Below are 16,498 nucleotides of genomic sequence, written 5' to 3'. Positions count from 1 at the left end.
TAAATCATGCTTAAAACCATGTCAGTTAAGTCTGTTCTTGTTGCGGGTACAGCCGCTCTAACTATCGCAGGACAAGCGTATGCCTACGAGCCAGCTCGCAGTGCTGAATGTATCGCTCCAGCAAACCCAGGTGGTGGTTGGGACTTTACGTGTCGTAGCGTTGGCAAGGTACTTACAGATTTAGATTACATCAAAGGTAACGTTCAAACTGTCAACATGGCAGGTGCAGGTGGCGGTGTTGCATTCGCCCACACTGTTAGTAAACGTGACAAAGATGAATCCCTAATTGTTGCTGCGTCTACTGCAACAACCACGCGCCTTGCTCAAGGCCAATTCCCAGGTATGAATGCAGACCAAGTGAAATGGGTCGGTACACTGGGTGCTGATTACGGCGTTATCGCTGTCGGCAAAGATTCTAAATACACTTCTCTTAAGCAAATGATGGACGCTTTGAAAGGCAATCCAGGTGCGGTGAAATTCGCAGGTGGTAGTGCATCAGGCGGCTGGGATCACTTGAAAGTTTTGATCACAGCAAAAGAAGCAAATGTTGAAAACCTTCCAAAAATTCGTTACCTAGCGTTCAGCGGTGGTTCTGAAGCATTGGTACAAGTAGTTGGCGGTCACGTTGATGCGTTTACTGGTGACATCTCTGAAGTAAAAGGCTTCATGGATTCTGGTGACCTACGTGTACTTGCTGTGCTTTCTGAAGAGCGTCTACCTGCACCATTCGATCAGATCCCAACAGCGATGGAGCAAGGTATCAGTTCTGTTGCGCCAAACTGGCGTGGCTTCTACGTGCCGGGTAATGCAAGCCAAGATTCTTACGACTGGTGGGTTGACACTGTTGAAGAGCTTAGCGGTACTCAAGAGTGGAAAGATGTGATGACTAAAAACGGTCTAATGCCTTTCCAGAAGTCTGGTGAAGAATTCACTCAATTCGTGAAGAACCAAACCCTAGACATTCAAATTCTATCTAAAGACATCGGTCTAATTCGCTAATTAGTCTGATTTTGAGGGGAACCCGCTTCCCCTCCGTTTTCCCTTAGTTATTTCGGAGCATAAACATGCGTATTAATGATCGTGTGTTCGGGGTTCTATTGCTTATTTTAGCCGTAGCTTACGGTTATGGAGCATCTCAATTCCCCGTACCATTCGGTGGCCAAGAAGCTGTCGGCCCAGAAACGTTCCCAATTTTGCTTTCCATTATTTTGGGTATTGGTGCTGTGTACATGGTGATCAAACCTGATGAAGATGTGAAATGGCCTGCTGTGTCAATGTTGATCGAGCTTGGCGTGGTGTGTGTGGTATTGGCTTTGTTTGCCTTCGCCCTTGAGCATCTAGGTTTCGTATTGTCTGCAACACCTGCTGTAGCATTCTTATGTTGGAGAATGGGGGCAACGCCAGTGAAGAGCCTATTAACGGGTGTCATCACATCGGTTGTGATCTACGTATTGTTTACTCGCTTGCTTGAGCTAGCGCTTCCTTCTGGTATTTTGGGGCTGTAAGTTATGGGTACTATCGAACTACTTATGCAAGGCTTCGCGGTTGCTCTTTCTCCAGAAAGCCTTTTATTTGCACTCATCGGTGCGATCTTGGGTACGCTTATTGGTGCCTTGCCGGGACTTGGCCCTGCAAACGGTGTAGCGATCCTGATTCCTCTGGCGTTTAGCTTGGGTCTATCGCCAACGTCTTCTTTGATTTTATTGACCTCTGTGTACGCGGGGGCCATGTATGGTGGTCGTATTTCGTCCATCCTATTGAACATTCCAGGCGATGAGCCAGCCATGATGACCTGTTTGGATGGTTATCCGATGGCGCTCAAGGGCAAGGCTGCAGAAGCCTTGGCAACGTCTGCAATCGCTTCTTTTATTGGTAGCTTCATCGCCACCATTGGTTTGGTGATCTTGGCACCTATCTTGGCGAAATTCGCTTTGAAATTTGGTCCTGCTGAGTACTTTGCATTGTTCGCTTTGGCGTTTGCGACACTTGGCGGTATCACAGGTAAAAACCAATTCAAGACTTTAATCGCTGCTGCTTTGGGTCTAATGATCGCTACTGTGGGTATCGATATCTCATCTGGCGTTCAGCGTTACACGTTTAACAACCTTCACTTATTCGAAGGTGTGGACTTCCTGATTGCAATCGTTGGTTTGTTTGCCATCTCAGAGCTGTTCTTCTTCCTTGAGCAACATGCGGGTGACGGCCTTAAACAAGTGGCACTAAACAAATTGAAGCTAACGGCTAAAGACATTCTGTTTATTATGCCTGCTTCGCTTCGTGGTGCTTTATTAGGCTTCGTGTCTGGTGTATTGCCAGGTGCGGGTGCATCTCTGGGAAGCTTCATTAGTTACACCTTGGAGAAAAAAGCGTCAGACAAAGAGGGCACCTTTGGTAAAGGTGATCCACGTGGTGTGGCTGCACCGGAAGCCGGTAACAATGGTGCAGCATCAGGTGCCCTAGTACCTATGTTGACTCTAGGTGTTCCTGGTAGTGGTACAACGGCCGTGTTGTTGGCCATGTTGATCTCTTTAAACGTTAACCCTGGTCCTATGTTGTTCCAGCAAAGCCCTGATCTAGTATGGGGTGTTATCGCTGCGCTATTCGTAGGTAACTTGGTGCTATTACTGCTTAACATCCCAATGGTAGGGATCTTTGTTAAGTTGCTAAGCATTCCACCTAAGTACTTGATGCCGATTGTGACCTTGATTGCATCGGTTGGTATCTTCTCGATCACGGGCAGTGCGATCGACCTGTACTTTATGGTGGGCTTCGGCATCATGGGTTATGTGATGCGTAAGATTGAGATCCCACTTGTACCAATCATTTTGGGTATGTTGTTAGGGCCTGAAATGGAGAAAAACCTACGTCACGCCTTAGTATTGTCTGATGGTGACTGGACAGTGCTTTGGAGCAGTGGTCTAAGCATCGCTCTTTGGGCTGTTGCTCTAGCTGGCTTGATCCTTCCTGTGATCGTGGGTCCGGTATTACGTGCAAAAATGAAGCGTAAAAACACTGAAGCCTAATCTGATTTAGAGCGAAAAAGCGTTTATGATTAACAAGTCCGGGTGGGGATCTCACTCGGACTTGTTCCGTTTTTAGGCCGATGAGAAGTTGGAATGCGAATACTAGTAGTAGAAGATACCGAAGTGTTGGGCCAAGCCATATGCGAGCGCTTATCGAGCCTTGGCCACGGAGCAGATTTGATTATGGACGGCAAGCAAGCCAATGAGCTGCTGCGTTATCAGTCTGTTGACCTGATCATCTTAGATTTGAATCTTCCTAATATGTCGGGCTTACAAATTCTGCAGGCGCTGCGTCAACGGGAGGACGCCACTCCTGTGTTGGTGTTGACCGCTCGGGACCAAGTGGATGATCGTATTCGTTTACTTGATGCAGGCGCCGATGACTACCTGACCAAACCCTTTGATTTTGGTGAGCTAGAGGCACGATGCCGTGCTCTATTGCGCCGCAAACAGGGGTATGCCTCCAATGTCACTGAGCATGGCAATATTACGGTTGACCGCGACAGTCGTCAGGTGTTAGTGAATCAAGTCGTGACAGCGGTGACCAACCGCGAATTTCGTTTGCTGGAAATCTTTCTGGGGCATCTCGGTCGAGTATTGAGCAAGGACGAGATCACGGAGCATTTATTCAACTTTGATGAAACGCCTGGCCCCAATGCCATTGAGCTATACGTGGGACGTTTACGAAAAAAAATGGCAGGCAGCGACCTGACCATTAGCACCCTTAGAGGCATTGGGTATGTGGCGGAAGTTACCCCAGCACAACGCTAGTGAATCCTTAGCTGAGTATCGACGTTCTCCTTCCCTGCGAGGGCGCTTCGTTGCTGTTGGTATTGTCACCATTACCTTTATTGCTGTATTGGCGATGAAGTTGGTGTTTGATTACAGTCAGCGTTTGGCGGACATCTCCTATGATCGGTTGTTGCGCAGTGCATTATTGCAGATGGATGAAAACCTAGGTCAAGAGGCTGGTGAAATCACCATTGATATCCCTTGGTCTGCGTTTGCTACCTTGGCTCAGGCCAGTGACGACCGTGTATTCTATAAGGTTGAAAGCTCCTCTCAAGGTTTTGTGACTGGCTATTTTGATCTGGATGCCACACCCAGTTTACCGGTAGAGCAGGGCGTGATTCAGTTTTTTGATCGGCAGTATTCCGGCGAAACCCTAAGGTTTGCTTGGTTAGAACGTTATCTAACTGAGCCGGATGCCAGTGGTACCGTGCGTATTGTTCTGGCTCATACCCGTTTATCCCGTGAAGAAATGGCTGGTTCAGTGACCCAGCGTGCCGTGGAACTAATTTTGTTGGTTTCATTGGTGTCTATTGTTTTGCTATTGATCGGTAGTCATCTGATCCTGCGCCCTTTGCACCGAATTGAGCAGGTGTTAGAGGAGCGGACTCCAGGAGATTTAACGCCCCTGACGCTGAAAACCCCAAGAGAAACCTATCATCTAAAAGTCGTAATTAATGACTTTATGAAGCGCTTGCAGACTAACTTGGAAGAGCTTGAAAACTATACCGGCAACGCCGCCCACCAGCTACGTACACCCATTGCCAGCTTAAAAGCTTTGGCAGAAAACGCTCGAGACATTGGTAAGCCAGAAGAGCAGCGCCAAGCCTTGGAAAAAATCATTGCCCAGTGTGAAGCCTTGAGCGATACGGTGAGCTTTCTGTTGAATCAAGCGGTTATTAGCCATCGTTTGCAATCCAAAGCCATGGGGTTGATCGATTTGATCCAACCGATTCAAGAGTCTTGTCGGGCTCAAGCCCTTACGGCTTACCGTAAAGGGGTGATTTTATCCTTTGATGTGGAAGTGGAAGAGGCCATCGTAGTGGGGGACACCATTGCCATTGAGCAAATGATGCAGAACCTAATCGAAAACGCCGTACGTTACAGCATGCTGGATACCTCTGAGCAGAGCAAAGAAGTGACAGTTCGCGTGACCCCGCTTCCTCAAGTGTACCGGGTAGAGGTTATCGATCATGGGGTTGGTATCAGTGATGCAGACAAGCAGCGAGTGTTCGAGCGTTTCTACCGAGGGCGCTATGACATCGCTGGATCAGGAGTGGGCTTGTCCCTCGTAAAAGACATAGCTAAACACCACAATGCGGACGTGGTTTTGCTTGATACGGATCCCCATGGTACGACTGTGGTGGTTGATTTTCCTGCATACCAATTTTCTGGAGACCAATGATGAGACGATGTATTGCTTTGATTGGCCTTTTGTTCGCAAGTTTGAGCTATGGTGCTTTGCCTGTTTGGTTTGGTAGCCCGAATGCCCAGCGAGTGTTGTACATCAATTCCACTCTAGATATGTCCTCCTTTCGGCCGATCTTGGAGCGTTTTGTTGAGCGAAATCCCGATGTGCGCATCGGTTATGTGGACATAAATACCCTAGAGCTTTACTACTCCACGGTGGCGGATTCGGCTAAGCCTACTGCAAGCTTGATATTGAGCAGTGCCATGGATTTACAGTTAAAGCTGGTTAACGATGGCTTTACCCGTTCCTATCAGTCGGAGGAAGTGGGACGCCTGCCCAATCGGGCGAAATGGCGAGATGAAGTATTTGCCTTTTCTTACGAGCCCGTAGTGATGATGGTAAACAAAAATGCCTTTATGGGGGTGGACATCCCTCAGGATCGACAAGGTTTGCTGAGCTACATTCGTCAAAATGATGAGCAAGTCTCTGGACGCATGGGAACCTACGATATTCGCACCAGTGGTGTTGGCTACTTGTTGGCGAGCCAAGACGCCCGTCAAGCGGATGCCACATGGGGGCGTATGTTAGAAGCTTTTGGTAGCCACGGAGTGCGCACCTATTGTTGCTCGAGCAGCATAATTGATGATGTGGCCTCAGGTGAATTGGTTGTTGGGTACAACCTGCTAGGTTCCTATGCGGCTCAGCGTGCTGCTGAAGATCCTAATCTGGAAATGATCATTCCTAAAGATTACACCTTGATGCTGATGCGTACCGCTGTGATTCCTAAAAACGCCGTCAACGTTCAAGATGCGGGGCGTTTCTTAGACTTTTTATTGTCTGACGAAGGCCAGGCTCTGATGACTTCCGAGGAGCTTTTATACCCTATTCGCCCATCGCAAAATGCCTCTCAGTTTGCTTTGCCGCTTGGGCCAACGCGCACCATTCGGACGGTCGATCTAGACCAGCAGCTCTTGGTCGGGCGAGATTTAGTCAAGCAGCGACGCTTTATTCGAAGCTGGGAATTAGCCCTAGAGCTGAGCAGCGGTGATTAGCAGCTGACGGTGCGAAGTTGCCGCGGGGCGTAGCCAAAGTGTTTTGTAAAGGCGTGGGTTAGGGCGCTTTGAGAGCTAAATCCCACATTCTGGGCAATCAAAGAGAGAGGCTTGCGCGTCGAAACAATTAACTCGTGGGCCACGGTGAGGCGCTTTTTCAAAATGAACTGGTAAGGGGATAACCCCGTTTGCTTGGTAAACAGTTCATTAAAATGACCTCGACTCATGTGGTTCATATCTGCGAGCTGGGCCACCGAAATCTTGGCGGCGAGATGATGCTCAACAAATCGTTCAATGAGTTCAATATTCAAACGCTTGAAAAAAGTCGTATTAGGCGCGCTGCCATAAATTCGGCAGTAGAGAGAAGCCAATAGCCCCATGGAAATATTCAGATGTGCTTCGGGGAAATGCTCAAAGTTGTCTTGTTCGTTTTTGATGCAACGCACTAGATCGATTAGATTCTGATCTGATTTGAAGTAACAGGGCTTGTCGAACAAGGTGTCTACGCGGGTGTGAAAGTTCAAGATGGGCAAATCAATAATGACCTGGCGGCTGTCGCCGTAGCCCTTGTAGCAATGTTTGTCTGTGGTCGGAATAATGCATCCCTTATGCATGTTCATGGTGTCGCGGCAACCATTTATGTCAAATAGCGCTTCATCATGGGTATGAAAAATAATTTGATGAAAATCGTGGCTATGTGAATGGCAATGGTTAGGTAAGTGGACATCTCTGATCTGCATAAAGGTACTCTTATAGTTATTTTGGGGTATTTTTCCCCGAGCGTCTAAAGCATGCAAGAAATTTGCAAATAATGAATAGTGCCCTCTTTTGAGGGCACATTATCAATAATGATACTTATTTACTTGTGTTGGGTTTTGTGTACAAAGCGCCTACCAATTGGCTGTTGAGAGCTTTTTGGGCAGCCAAGTTGCCAGCTCAGGTATCGCCAAAATCGCCACCAACACGACTATCTGTATACCAATGAATGGAATTACCCCGGCATACATGTGTTTCAAGGTGATGGATGCAGGCGATATGGCCCTTAGATAGAAAATGGAAGGTGCCAAAGGAGGCGTTAGGTAACTGGTCTGCAAAATGACTAAGAAGGCAACACAGAACCAAATATCATCAAAGCCAAGCAAGCGCACGATTGGCATCGCCACTGGAATAATGATCAAGACCACGGACATCATGTCCAGCAGGAAGCCAGCGATAAAGGCGATCCCTAGAATCATTGCCAACACAGAATAACGGCTTAAATCTGAGTCCAGCAATAACGACTGAACCGTCCCCATGCCGCCTGTGGCGAAGAAGATCCCAGCAAACATATTGCCTGCCATCACAATCATTAAGATCATGGCAGAGATGTTTACGGTTCTGAGTACCGACTCCCACAATACAGAGAGAGAGCAGCTGCGATAAAGAATCGACAGCAGTACCGCGCCTACAGCACCGCAAGCGGACGCCTCGGTGGGGGTCGCCAGCCCTAGTAGAATGGTACCCAATACGGTGAAAATCAGTGCGGCCGCAGGCAGTAAAGCGGTGACAGTGACTTTTAATTTTTCGCTTAAAGTGATCTGAGGGCCAGTGTCTGTACCCGATGGCGCCATAGCCGGTTTGAAATAAGCTATTAAAATCACATAGAGAATGAACAGCCCCGCCATCAATAAGCCCGGGATAAGTAAGCCATTAAATAATTGACCAACTGATACCCCTGCTACAGGCCCTAGTACAATCACTGTGATTGAAGGTGGGATGGCGGTCCCCAGTGAACCACTAGAGCAGATAACGCCTGATAATAGACGCTTGTCGTACTGATGCTTAAGCATGATTGGAATGGCAAGCAAGCCGATGACTGCTTCCGTGGCGCCTACCACTCCGCTGGCTGCGGCAAAGATGGTCCCGAGTAGAATGGTCCCAACTCCAATGCCTCCGGGAAGGCGTTTAGTCCAAAGATGAATGGCATGAAAGAGTCTTTCGGCAATACCGGATTTTTCGAGCATGGCCCCCATAAAGATGAATAAGGGCACCGCTGCCAGCACAGAATTAGAGGCTGTTTCTTCGATCTTGGACAGCAGCTGATACGCCACCACGTCCTCAAATACTAGATAACCAAATACCGCAGCACTTAGCATCATGGCAAATGAGATTTGCAGGCCTAAGAAGATAAAACCGATCAAGGCCGGAAACATCAGTAAAGATAAATATTCGCTCACGGTTAAGGCTCCTGACCGGTTATTTCAACAAGACTTTTGAGTAGTTCTGACACCAATTGCAGTGCCAACAAAAGGAAGCCAATAAACCAGGAGCTGTATACTGGCCACATCACAGGGTTCCAAGCGGAGCGGCCGGAGCGTTCGCCTCGATGTAGGGCTTCTAAAGCATAGTGAGCCAACTCCCAGGTGAGCCAAAACATCAAGGGGATTAGTGGCAAATAAAACAAGATGCGAAGGCAAGCAGCCGCTCTAGGGGATAAGTGCATGGTGACTAAGTCCACGCTGACGTGTTGCTTGAGACGTAACGCATTGGCCATGCCGAGCATAAAGAGTGCTCCCATAACCATATAACTGATTTCATAGGCCCAAAGAGTAGGGGTGTTTAAGACATAGCGGCTGAATACTTCGTATACCAGCGCAAAAATAAGCGGCAATATCAATAGGGCAGCCATGGCACCAAAAAGGCGAGTGACCCCATCGATCAGTCGAATGAGTTTCATAGTGTGTTTCGATATCAGCTTAGTGGGAGCCAGCAACATTGGAGTGTTGCTGGCTGAGTGTTAGCGTAGGAGAGAACGAATTAGCTCTCTGTTTCGCCGATTTTTAGACGGTAGTTAGGCCAGCTTTGGATTTTGTCTTTGAAGGCGCGCTGGGACTCAAGAACTTTAGCGAACCAATCAATTTCTTCTGCATAGCTGTCTTCCCATGCTTTGGTTTCTTTAAGAACAGCACTGATAAAGCTTGGGTCAAGCTCGATCAGCTCATTGTTACCAGATTTAAGTTCTTCGTAGGCATCCAGATCGGCGTAAGATGCTGCCAACCAAGAATCAAACACAGACAGTTTTGCCGCTTGACGTAACAAATTCTGTTGCTGGTCAGATAGGCCTTCCCAAGCGCGACGATTCACTTGGCATTCCAAAACACCACCGGATTGGTGGATGCCAGGGAAAATCACGTATTTCGCAACTTCTTGGAAGCCTGTTGGTTTGTTCATTTCTGGGCTGCCCCATTCGGCGGCATCAATCACGCCACGCTCAAGAGCACTGTAAATTTCGCTCCCTGCCATGACCACTGTTGAAGCGCCTAAGCGCGAAGCGATTTCTGCCCAAGCGCCCGATGTACGAAGACGTAATCCTTTAAAGTCTTCTAAAGTGCGTACCGGTTTATTGGAGTGTAGGAAGATTTCTGTGCCCAAAATGGAACAAGGGAAAGCGACCACGTTAAATTTTTCTCGGCGGTACTGCTCGTAAAGCTCCACGCCACCCCCTTGATACATCCATAACATGAATTCTTCTGGGGTAAGGCCGCTTGAGTGGCCTGCCAGTAAGGCGGTAGTAGGGTCCATGCCGTAGTCGTAGTTGATGTAGTTATGGCTGATTTGTGCGACACCGGATTGCACTGAGTCGGTCACTTTCAAAGCGCTGCCTAGTGTGCCACCGGGGAACACTTTGATATTGAAATCGCCATTGCTTAAGTTGTTCACATGATCAACAAAAGATTGGGCATCCCTTTCTAACCAAGGACCACCGGACCAAGGTGTCGCCATACGCCAGTTGTTTTCCGCGAGGGTTTGAGTGGAAAGGGTGGCGGCAATGATACCTGATGCAAGACAGAGTACTTTTTGTATTTTCATTATGGTTCCTTTGTTTTAGATGCTTAGGTATGTCCTTATGACAGTCTTTGTTCCTCCTTGAATTCAGTGCGGAGTTAGCCTCCGAATTCTTTTTGCATGGCTTCAGCGCGTGCTTTGCAGGCATTCATTGCGGCTTCAATGGCTTCGCTGAATTCGTTGCTTTGTAGTGACAAAATGGCTTGTTCGGTGGAGCCTTGGGGCGACATGACGTTTTGCATTAAGCGGGTCAGTGATTCTGTGCTGTCTATGGCCATTTTGGCGGCACCGAGAGCCGTTTGTTGGGCAAGCTTGCGGGCGCTATCGGCTGAGAGACCTTGTTGTATGGCCGCTTGTTGCATCGCGTTTAGCATTAAAAAGAAGTAGGCTGGTGCACTGCCTGAGACGGCTGTAACAGCATTTAAAAGCGGCTCTTCTGTGACCCATTCGGCGATGCCAACGGCTCCCATGAGTTGCTCTGCGGCATCTTTTTGTTGATCGGATACAAAACGGTTGGCGAACAGGCCAGAGGCTCCAACCCCAATTAAGGCTGGTGTATTGGGCATGCAGCGGACGATGGGAGCTTCCACTCCAAGCCATTTGCTGATGGCGTTACATTCGATGCCGGCCGCAATGGAAATGATCAGTGGTGGTGCTTTGCGGTTTTTCACCACGGGCGCGATCTCTTCACAGACCATTTTCAAAATCTGTGGTTTGACCGCTAAAACCAAGACATCTGCTTTAGTGGTGGCCAATAGGTTGTCCGTGGTGGTGTGAATGCCATAGGTGTTTTGTTGGGTTTGTAAAACGTCCAGCTCTGGTGACGTGGCAGTGATCTGTGATGCGGGATAGCCAGAGCGAATAAGTCCGCCGTAAATGGCGCGAGACATATTGCCTGCTCCAATAAACGCGATGTGTTGAGACATGAATGATCCTCGAAAGTTGTAAATCAGTTGCGGTATTTGTAAACCGCTAAACCACTTTTAAGGATTCTATGGAAGTCGTTATTAAATAACGTTCAAAAAACACAGCAGTTCGTGTTCAAAAGATGGACGTATCGGAGAAAAGCTCACCAGAGCTGCTTTTGTGGCAACTCTGGTGAAGGTGAGAGGATTAGTTCATGGTCTTTTGCTGCATGCGGCGCAGGAACTCAGACATGATCTGCATGTAGAGTTCATCTCCAAGGTATTTGTCTTCCACACCACGGTCTATGCTGGGGTTGTCATTTACTTCGATGACGTAACCACGGCCTTTTACTTCTTTGATATCGACTCCATATAAACCGTTGCCAATCGGTTTGGTGGCAGCGATGGCCGCTTGCAGTACTCGTCTTGGCACTTCGAAAGTAGGTAGGGTGTCAAAGCCGCCACTCTCGCTTTTGGATTCACCGTGTTGGTAGATCTGCCAGTGGTTTTTCACCATGTAGTAGCGGCACGCAAAGATAGGCTTGTTGTTCAAAATGCCGATACGCCAGTCGAATTCGGTGTACAGGTATTCTTGCACCAGCAGCAAGCTCGATTTTTTAAACAGCTCGTCCAAGCACTTGGTTAGTTCAGCGCGGTCTTGGGCTTTCAGCACGCCTTTAGAAAAAGCACCATCTGGGATTTTCACGACCATGGGATAGCTGATGTGCTGCTCTAAGGTGTCCTCTATGCCTGTTTCGCCCCGGTGGATAATGCGCGTCTTAGGGCTGGGGACTTTATGGGTGTTAAAGAGGTCCGCCAAGTACACCTTGTTAGTACAGCGCATAATAGACGTTGGATCGTCCATTACGACCAGGCCATAGGCTTCGGCCTTTTTGGCAAACTGGTAGGTGTGGTGGTCGATGTTGGTGGTCTCGCGGATGAACAAACCATCGTATTCCGGTAGGCGAACGATATCCTTTGGACCAATGATGTCTACTTGGATGCCCAGTTGTTTGCCCGCTTGCACAAATTTTTTCAGGGCCTGCTTGTCGCTAGGTGGCAGCTCTTCCTCTGGGTTGACTAGCATGGCTAGGTCGAACTTGATGCTGCGACTCTTACGAGTTCGGTTCCAGACTTTTGAGCTGAAGCCATCGAGGGCTTCGGCAAACAAGGTTTCTTCCGCGTCATCTAGGGCTTTATGGGAGGTTGCCTTGAGTGACTTCACTTGCCATTGTTTCTTGTAACTTAGGGTGAATTCAATAACGGGCGCTGGGAACTTCTCAAACAGCTTGCGTGCGAAGTCTTTAAGCTCTGGGTTAAGTGTGTTGCCGAATACCGCATGACCTTTGATGGTTGTGGCTTCATTGGGCGTGCCGAGTTTTTCTGCTAGGGACGGCAGCCATTGTGACAACTCAATGTCATACAGGGCTTTTTTATTTAGGTCATTTAGGGTGCGTACGGAGGGCATAACGTTGTGGCCACGGCTTTCTGCAAGCAATGAGCAATAGTAGCCATCAGACAAATAACGGCTGCTTTTGCACAAGTTAATGATACGTGTGCGGTCATTCGCCTTAGTGGTGAGTGATAGATACTGGGGAAAGGTGATGACATGGTCACTTGGTAAGAATGCAGACCAGTCTTTGAGTTGATCGACCACAATGTAGGTTTGTGCCATGCAGAAAAGTCCTTCTAATAGGCTTGTTAAGATAGGCGCATAGTGCGCTATTTTTTATCTTTGTAATAGTAGTAAATTAATTAAATTTGCGTACCAATATGACTATATTTTTGATTAGTTTTGGTCTTAAAATCCGCACCATTATTACCGTCTTTATTTAGGCTTTGAGGGCCTTTATATGTCACAAGAAATTCTCGTCCGTGTTGCCCAGTTATCCGATTTAGATACGTTAGAGGCTTTAGAAAAAGAGGCGTTCCAAGGGGACCGGATGAGCCGCCGTAGTTTACGTCATGGTATCAAGTCTGAGGCGTCTGTTTTGCTTGTGGCCTCCGTGGATGATCAGGTGTTTGGTTATGCTCTGGTGCACCTTTTTAAAGGGCGTGCCCATGCTCGTTTGTATTCTTTGGCTGTGTCAGCAGCCGCGCGAGGGAAGGGGATAGGGCAACTGTTATTGGTTCAAGCGGAGAGACATGCTGCTAAACATGGCTGTATTTCCCTACGTCTTGAAGTCAGTGAGCGTAATCTTGGGGCGATCGCTTTGTATAAAAAAGTGGGCTACCGCCCATTTGGGGCTTATCTCAATTACTATGAAGACACCAGTAATGCCGTGCGAATGCATAAGCGCATTCGAGCCTTTGATGACAAAAGCAAGTTGTTGAAAGTGCCTTATGTGGGACAACGAACGCCTTATACCTGTGGGCCTGCTTCCCTATTGATGGTGTGTGCCGCCCATAATGATGAGGCGGATACTAGCTTAGAGCATGAATTAGACATTTGGCGTGAAGCGACCACGATTTACATGACCAGTGGTCATGGGGGGTGTCACCCTACTGGGCTAGGGCTGGCGGCTAAACGTCGTGGATTTAATGCTGAAGTCTGGCTCAATGATGATCAGCCGCTATTTTTGGATGGGGTGCGAGACGAATTGAAGAAGACAGTACTCTTAGCGTGTCATACTAAGTTTGTTCGTGAAAGCGAGGCGGAAGGGGTGCCTGTTCACTACCAGTCGTTGTCTAGTGCTGACTTAGTCACTGCGGTGGATCAGGGCAAGTGGGTCATTGTGTTGATCAGTACTTATCGAATGGATGGTAAAAAGTCCCCCCATTGGGTGGTGGTGACGGGCTATGACGAGCAACATATCTATGTCCATGATCCAGATTTTGAAGAGGATGTGGCGCTGGTGGAGTGTCAATATGTGCCGGTGGTGAAATCCGACTTTGAAAAAATGAGTCGCTATGGCCGCTCACAATTGCGAGCGGCCATCGTGATCTCGTGAGTTAACGCAAGATGATGACGGGAGCTTGGCAGTCCGTTAGCATTTTGGTGGTGTTACTACCCACAAAGAATTGACGCACCTTGGAGTGAGCGTAGGCGCCCATGGCGACCAGTCCGATGTTGTGCTGTTGCTGGTAATTTAATAGGGCTTGCTGAATGCTAGTGCCTTCGATTAGGTGTGATTCCACCTTAAAGCCCAGCTCCTGCAGCTTTTTACGTGCTTTTTCGAGCGCCTCTTCTTGATCTGCGACATCCCGCTTGACCATTATCAGATGACAAGGAATGTCTTTGAGTAATGGGCTGTTGGCAATGCGCTCGAGTGCTGCAATGGCGGTCTCTCGTCCATCGTAAGCGACCATGAAGCTCTCTGGAGTGCTGAATTTTCCTGAAACCACCATGATGGGTTGGGAGAGGGAACGCGCCGCGTTTTCAAGATTAGAGCCGATCACTGGGCTGGCACTATGGTCAGTACCTTGCTTGCCTACAACGTATAGGCGGGTGTCGTTTTGAAGGTCTTCCAAAGTTTCCACAAAGTGGCCGTGACGTTGTAGTGCTGTCACCTCAAGATTGCGATCTTGCACATGGGAGCTGGCTTGATCTAACAAAACCTTGCCGTGTTCTAGGGCGAGTTTGGCACGTTTTTCATCTAGCTCGGTCAGCTCTGATAAGAGATGCTCGCGGCTACTGAAACCAATGGTGCCTGATAAATCTTGCTCATTGGTACTTTGTTTCTCAAGGGCATGGAGCAGCACCAGCGGTGCTGCAAGTTTTGATGCCGCCCAAGCAGAGGCGTCAATAACAGGTTGGGTTAACGCTGAACCATCAATGCATGCAACAATGTTTTTCATCGTGAACTCCTTAGTGGCCGCTTAATAGTTTTTCGGCTTCTTCTGGTTTGTTGTGAACGCCAAACTTGTCTACTACAGTGGCAGTGGCTTCATTCATGCCGACCACCTCTACCGTCGCGCCTTCACGGCGGAACTTGATCACAACTTTGTCCAATGCGGATACGGCCGTGATGTCCCAGAAATGAGCGCTGGATAGATCGATGGTGACGTGCTGTACCGCTTCTTTAAAGTCAAACGCGTTGTTGAACTTCTCAGCAGAAGCAAAGAATACCTGACCAACCACTTTATAAACCGTGCCTTGGTCAGCGTTTTCGCTTTTAACCACCATAAAGCGGCCAATTTTATTAGCGAAGAATAAAGACGCCAGCAAGACACCGACAAATACGCCCAATGCTAGGTTGTGGGTTGCCACAACGATCGCCACTGTAGCCAACATAACAATATTGGTGGACATCGGGTGATGTTTCAAATTGATGATGGATTCCCAAGAGAAGGTGCCGATTGACACCATGATCATAACGGCTACCAAGGCGGCCATAGGGATCTGACTAATTAGGTCGTCAAGGAATACCACCATGATCAAGAGTAGTACACCTGCAATGAAGGTGGACAAGCGACAGCGGCCGCCAGATTTTACGTTGATAACTGATTGACCAATCATGGCACAGCCTGCCATGCCACCTAGTAAGCTGGAACCTATGTTTGCAACCCCTTGACCTTTACACTCACGGTTACGGTCACTGGTTGTGTCGGTCAGCTCATCGACAATGGTTGCCGTCATCATGGATTCGAGAAGTCCCACCACTGCAAGGCCGAGTGAGTAGGGCAAGATGATCAATAGGGTTTCCAGATTTAGCGGTACATCTGGTAGTAAGAAGATAGGCAAAGAGTCTGGTAGCTCACCCATATCACCAACGGTACGGATGTCTAGGCCAACAGCCATAGCAAAGCCAGTCAGCACGACGATACAAACAAGTGGGCTAGGAAGAGCTTTACCAATCACAGGTAAGTATGGGAACAAATAAATAATGCCTAGCCCTGCTGCCGTCATGGCGTACACATGCCATGTTACATTGGTCAATTCAGGAAGCTGTGCCATGAAGATCAAAATGGCTAAAGCGTTCACAAAGCCAGTCACCACCGACCGTGAGACAAAGCGCATTAAACTGCCGAGCTTTAGGTAGCCTGCTGCGATTTGGAAAACACCACAGAGAAAGCTGGCGGCGAGCAAGTACTGTAAACCGTGCTCTTTTACCAAAGTCACCATTAAGAGAGCCATGGCACCTGTGGCGGCAGAAATCATACCTGGACGACCGCCCAAGAATGAAATAATCACTGCTATACAGAAGGATGCGTACAATCCCACTTTTGGGTCAACACCTGCAATGATGGAAAAGGCAATGGCTTCTGGAATCAAAGCTAACGCCACCACGGTACCGGACAATACGTCACCGCGTATGTTCGAGAACCACTCTCTTTTTAATGTATCTGTCATGGACACCCTTTATATCATCTTGAGATTGTGCAGCGGAACGAACGAGACACATTGCATGCCTGGCGCTGCTAAATGAAGCGTCGCATTATAATGAGTCATAATTGTGAACGCAATTTGAGCGGCAAATTCTCGATAAATTGGCCGACTGTACCTTGGTACAATAGAAATGCTTGATAAGAAGGTCTATGTTCAGTCATAGC

General features: G+C 48.2%; 15 protein-coding genes. 7 read left to right on the top strand and 8 right to left on the bottom strand.

Annotated features, from left to right (window positions below):
- The first annotated feature begins 6 nt into the window (after nt 1–6).
- From ACZ5DR_RS16375 to ACZ5DR_RS16350, 6 genes are all read left to right on the top strand, one after another.
- Nucleotides 7–999 (top strand): Bug family tripartite tricarboxylate transporter substrate binding protein, encoded by a 993-nt coding sequence (locus ACZ5DR_RS16375; protein WP_377365665.1) that lies wholly within the window; start codon nt 7–9, stop codon nt 997–999.
- A gap of 65 nt (nt 1,000–1,064) precedes the next feature.
- Entirely contained in the window at nt 1,065–1,505 is a 441-nt protein-coding gene (locus ACZ5DR_RS16370) for a tripartite tricarboxylate transporter TctB family protein (RefSeq protein WP_377365667.1), read from the top strand.
- 3 nt (nt 1,506–1,508) lie between these two features.
- Nucleotides 1,509–3,023, top strand: coding sequence for a tripartite tricarboxylate transporter permease (locus ACZ5DR_RS16365; RefSeq protein ID WP_377365669.1), 1,515 nt, complete (start codon nt 1,509–1,511; stop codon nt 3,021–3,023).
- A 93-nt stretch (nt 3,024–3,116) separates the two neighbouring features.
- Entirely contained in the window at nt 3,117–3,794 is a 678-nt protein-coding gene (locus tag ACZ5DR_RS16360) for a response regulator transcription factor (RefSeq protein WP_377365671.1), read from the top strand.
- Nucleotides 3,763–5,217: a sensor histidine kinase gene (locus tag ACZ5DR_RS16355; protein WP_377365673.1), complete on the top strand. Its 1,455-nt coding sequence runs from the start codon at nt 3,763–3,765 to the stop codon at nt 5,215–5,217. Before ACZ5DR_RS16360 ends, ACZ5DR_RS16355 begins: the two co-directional genes overlap by 32 nt.
- Entirely contained in the window at nt 5,214–6,275 is a 1,062-nt protein-coding gene (locus ACZ5DR_RS16350) for an ABC transporter substrate-binding protein (protein WP_377365675.1), read from the top strand. Before ACZ5DR_RS16355 ends, ACZ5DR_RS16350 begins: the two co-directional genes overlap by 4 nt.
- Here ACZ5DR_RS16350 and ACZ5DR_RS16345 read toward each other — a convergent pair.
- The 6 genes from ACZ5DR_RS16345 to ACZ5DR_RS16320 all read right to left on the bottom strand — a co-directional run bounded on the left by ACZ5DR_RS16345 (nt 6,272) and on the right by ACZ5DR_RS16320 (nt 12,680).
- A complete protein-coding gene (locus ACZ5DR_RS16345; RefSeq protein WP_377365677.1) occupies nt 6,272–7,015 on the bottom strand; it encodes an AraC family transcriptional regulator in 744 nt (247 codons plus the stop codon). The genes ACZ5DR_RS16350 and ACZ5DR_RS16345 overlap by 4 nt on opposite strands.
- 150 nt (nt 7,016–7,165) lie before the next feature.
- Nucleotides 7,166–8,491, bottom strand: a complete 1,326-nt coding sequence (locus tag ACZ5DR_RS16340; protein ID WP_377365679.1) for a TRAP transporter large permease — start codon at nt 8,489–8,491, stop codon at nt 7,166–7,168.
- 2 nt (nt 8,492–8,493) lie between these two features.
- Nucleotides 8,494–8,991: a TRAP transporter small permease subunit gene (locus ACZ5DR_RS16335; protein WP_377365681.1), complete on the bottom strand. Its 498-nt coding sequence runs from the start codon at nt 8,989–8,991 to the stop codon at nt 8,494–8,496.
- A gap of 80 nt (nt 8,992–9,071) precedes the next feature.
- Complete coding sequence (gene dctP / locus ACZ5DR_RS16330) at nt 9,072–10,124, bottom strand: TRAP transporter substrate-binding protein DctP (protein ID WP_377365683.1); 1,053 nt, start codon at nt 10,122–10,124, stop codon at nt 9,072–9,074.
- Nucleotides 10,125–10,198: 74 nt separating this feature from the next.
- The gene (gene proC, locus ACZ5DR_RS16325) at nt 10,199–11,026 is read right to left on the bottom strand and encodes a pyrroline-5-carboxylate reductase (protein ID WP_377365685.1); all 828 of its coding nucleotides are present in this window, start codon (nt 11,024–11,026) and stop codon (nt 10,199–10,201) included.
- Between the two features lie 187 nt (nt 11,027–11,213).
- Nucleotides 11,214–12,680 (bottom strand): RimK family protein, encoded by a 1,467-nt coding sequence (locus ACZ5DR_RS16320; protein WP_377365687.1) that lies wholly within the window; start codon nt 12,678–12,680, stop codon nt 11,214–11,216.
- 178 nt (nt 12,681–12,858) lie between these two features.
- Between ACZ5DR_RS16320 and ACZ5DR_RS16315 the strand changes: the two genes are divergently transcribed.
- Nucleotides 12,859–13,956: a peptidase C39 family protein gene (locus tag ACZ5DR_RS16315; RefSeq protein ID WP_377365689.1), complete on the top strand. Its 1,098-nt coding sequence runs from the start codon at nt 12,859–12,861 to the stop codon at nt 13,954–13,956.
- 1 nt (nt 13,957) lies between these two features.
- On the opposite strand, the gene ACZ5DR_RS16310 is transcribed toward ACZ5DR_RS16315, so the two are convergent.
- Nucleotides 13,958–14,803 carry a universal stress protein gene (locus ACZ5DR_RS16310; RefSeq protein WP_377365691.1) on the bottom strand — a complete coding sequence of 282 codons (846 nt, stop codon included), beginning with the start codon at nt 14,801–14,803 and terminating at the stop codon, nt 13,958–13,960.
- A 10-nt stretch (nt 14,804–14,813) separates the two neighbouring features.
- Nucleotides 14,814–16,298 (bottom strand): SulP family inorganic anion transporter, encoded by a 1,485-nt coding sequence (locus ACZ5DR_RS16305; protein ID WP_377365693.1) that lies wholly within the window; start codon nt 16,296–16,298, stop codon nt 14,814–14,816.
- Between the last annotated feature and the right edge of the window lie 200 nt (nt 16,299–16,498).

The organism is Marinomonas vaga (assembly GCF_055388305.1).
The sequence above is the reverse complement of the archived record's forward strand: the minus strand, read 5'-3'. Positions and strand labels throughout refer to the sequence as shown.

Excerpts from the sequence above, each read along its gene's own strand:
- ACZ5DR_RS16375 (WP_377365665.1), top strand. The coding sequence starts at position 7 with ATGCTTAAAACCATGTCAGTTAAGTCTGTTCTTGTTGCGGGTACAGCC.
- ACZ5DR_RS16370 (WP_377365667.1), top strand. The coding sequence starts at position 1,065 with ATGCGTATTAATGATCGTGTGTTCGGGGTTCTATTGCTTATTTTAGCC.
- ACZ5DR_RS16365 (WP_377365669.1), top strand. The coding sequence starts at position 1,509 with ATGGGTACTATCGAACTACTTATGCAAGGCTTCGCGGTTGCTCTTTCT.
- ACZ5DR_RS16360 (WP_377365671.1), top strand. The coding sequence starts at position 3,117 with ATGCGAATACTAGTAGTAGAAGATACCGAAGTGTTGGGCCAAGCCATA.
- ACZ5DR_RS16355 (WP_377365673.1), top strand. The coding sequence starts at position 3,763 with ATGTGGCGGAAGTTACCCCAGCACAACGCTAGTGAATCCTTAGCTGAG.
- ACZ5DR_RS16350 (WP_377365675.1), top strand. The coding sequence starts at position 5,214 with ATGATGAGACGATGTATTGCTTTGATTGGCCTTTTGTTCGCAAGTTTG.
- ACZ5DR_RS16345 (WP_377365677.1), bottom strand. The coding sequence starts at position 7,015 with ATGCAGATCAGAGATGTCCACTTACCTAACCATTGCCATTCACATAGC.
- ACZ5DR_RS16335 (WP_377365681.1), bottom strand. The coding sequence starts at position 8,991 with ATGAAACTCATTCGACTGATCGATGGGGTCACTCGCCTTTTTGGTGCC.
- dctP (WP_377365683.1), bottom strand. The coding sequence starts at position 10,124 with ATGAAAATACAAAAAGTACTCTGTCTTGCATCAGGTATCATTGCCGCC.
- proC (WP_377365685.1), bottom strand. The coding sequence starts at position 11,026 with ATGTCTCAACACATCGCGTTTATTGGAGCAGGCAATATGTCTCGCGCC.
- ACZ5DR_RS16320 (WP_377365687.1), bottom strand. The coding sequence starts at position 12,680 with ATGGCACAAACCTACATTGTGGTCGATCAACTCAAAGACTGGTCTGCA.
- ACZ5DR_RS16315 (WP_377365689.1), top strand. The coding sequence starts at position 12,859 with ATGTCACAAGAAATTCTCGTCCGTGTTGCCCAGTTATCCGATTTAGAT.
- ACZ5DR_RS16310 (WP_377365691.1), bottom strand. The coding sequence starts at position 14,803 with ATGAAAAACATTGTTGCATGCATTGATGGTTCAGCGTTAACCCAACCT.
- ACZ5DR_RS16305 (WP_377365693.1), bottom strand. The coding sequence starts at position 16,298 with ATGACAGATACATTAAAAAGAGAGTGGTTCTCGAACATACGCGGTGAC.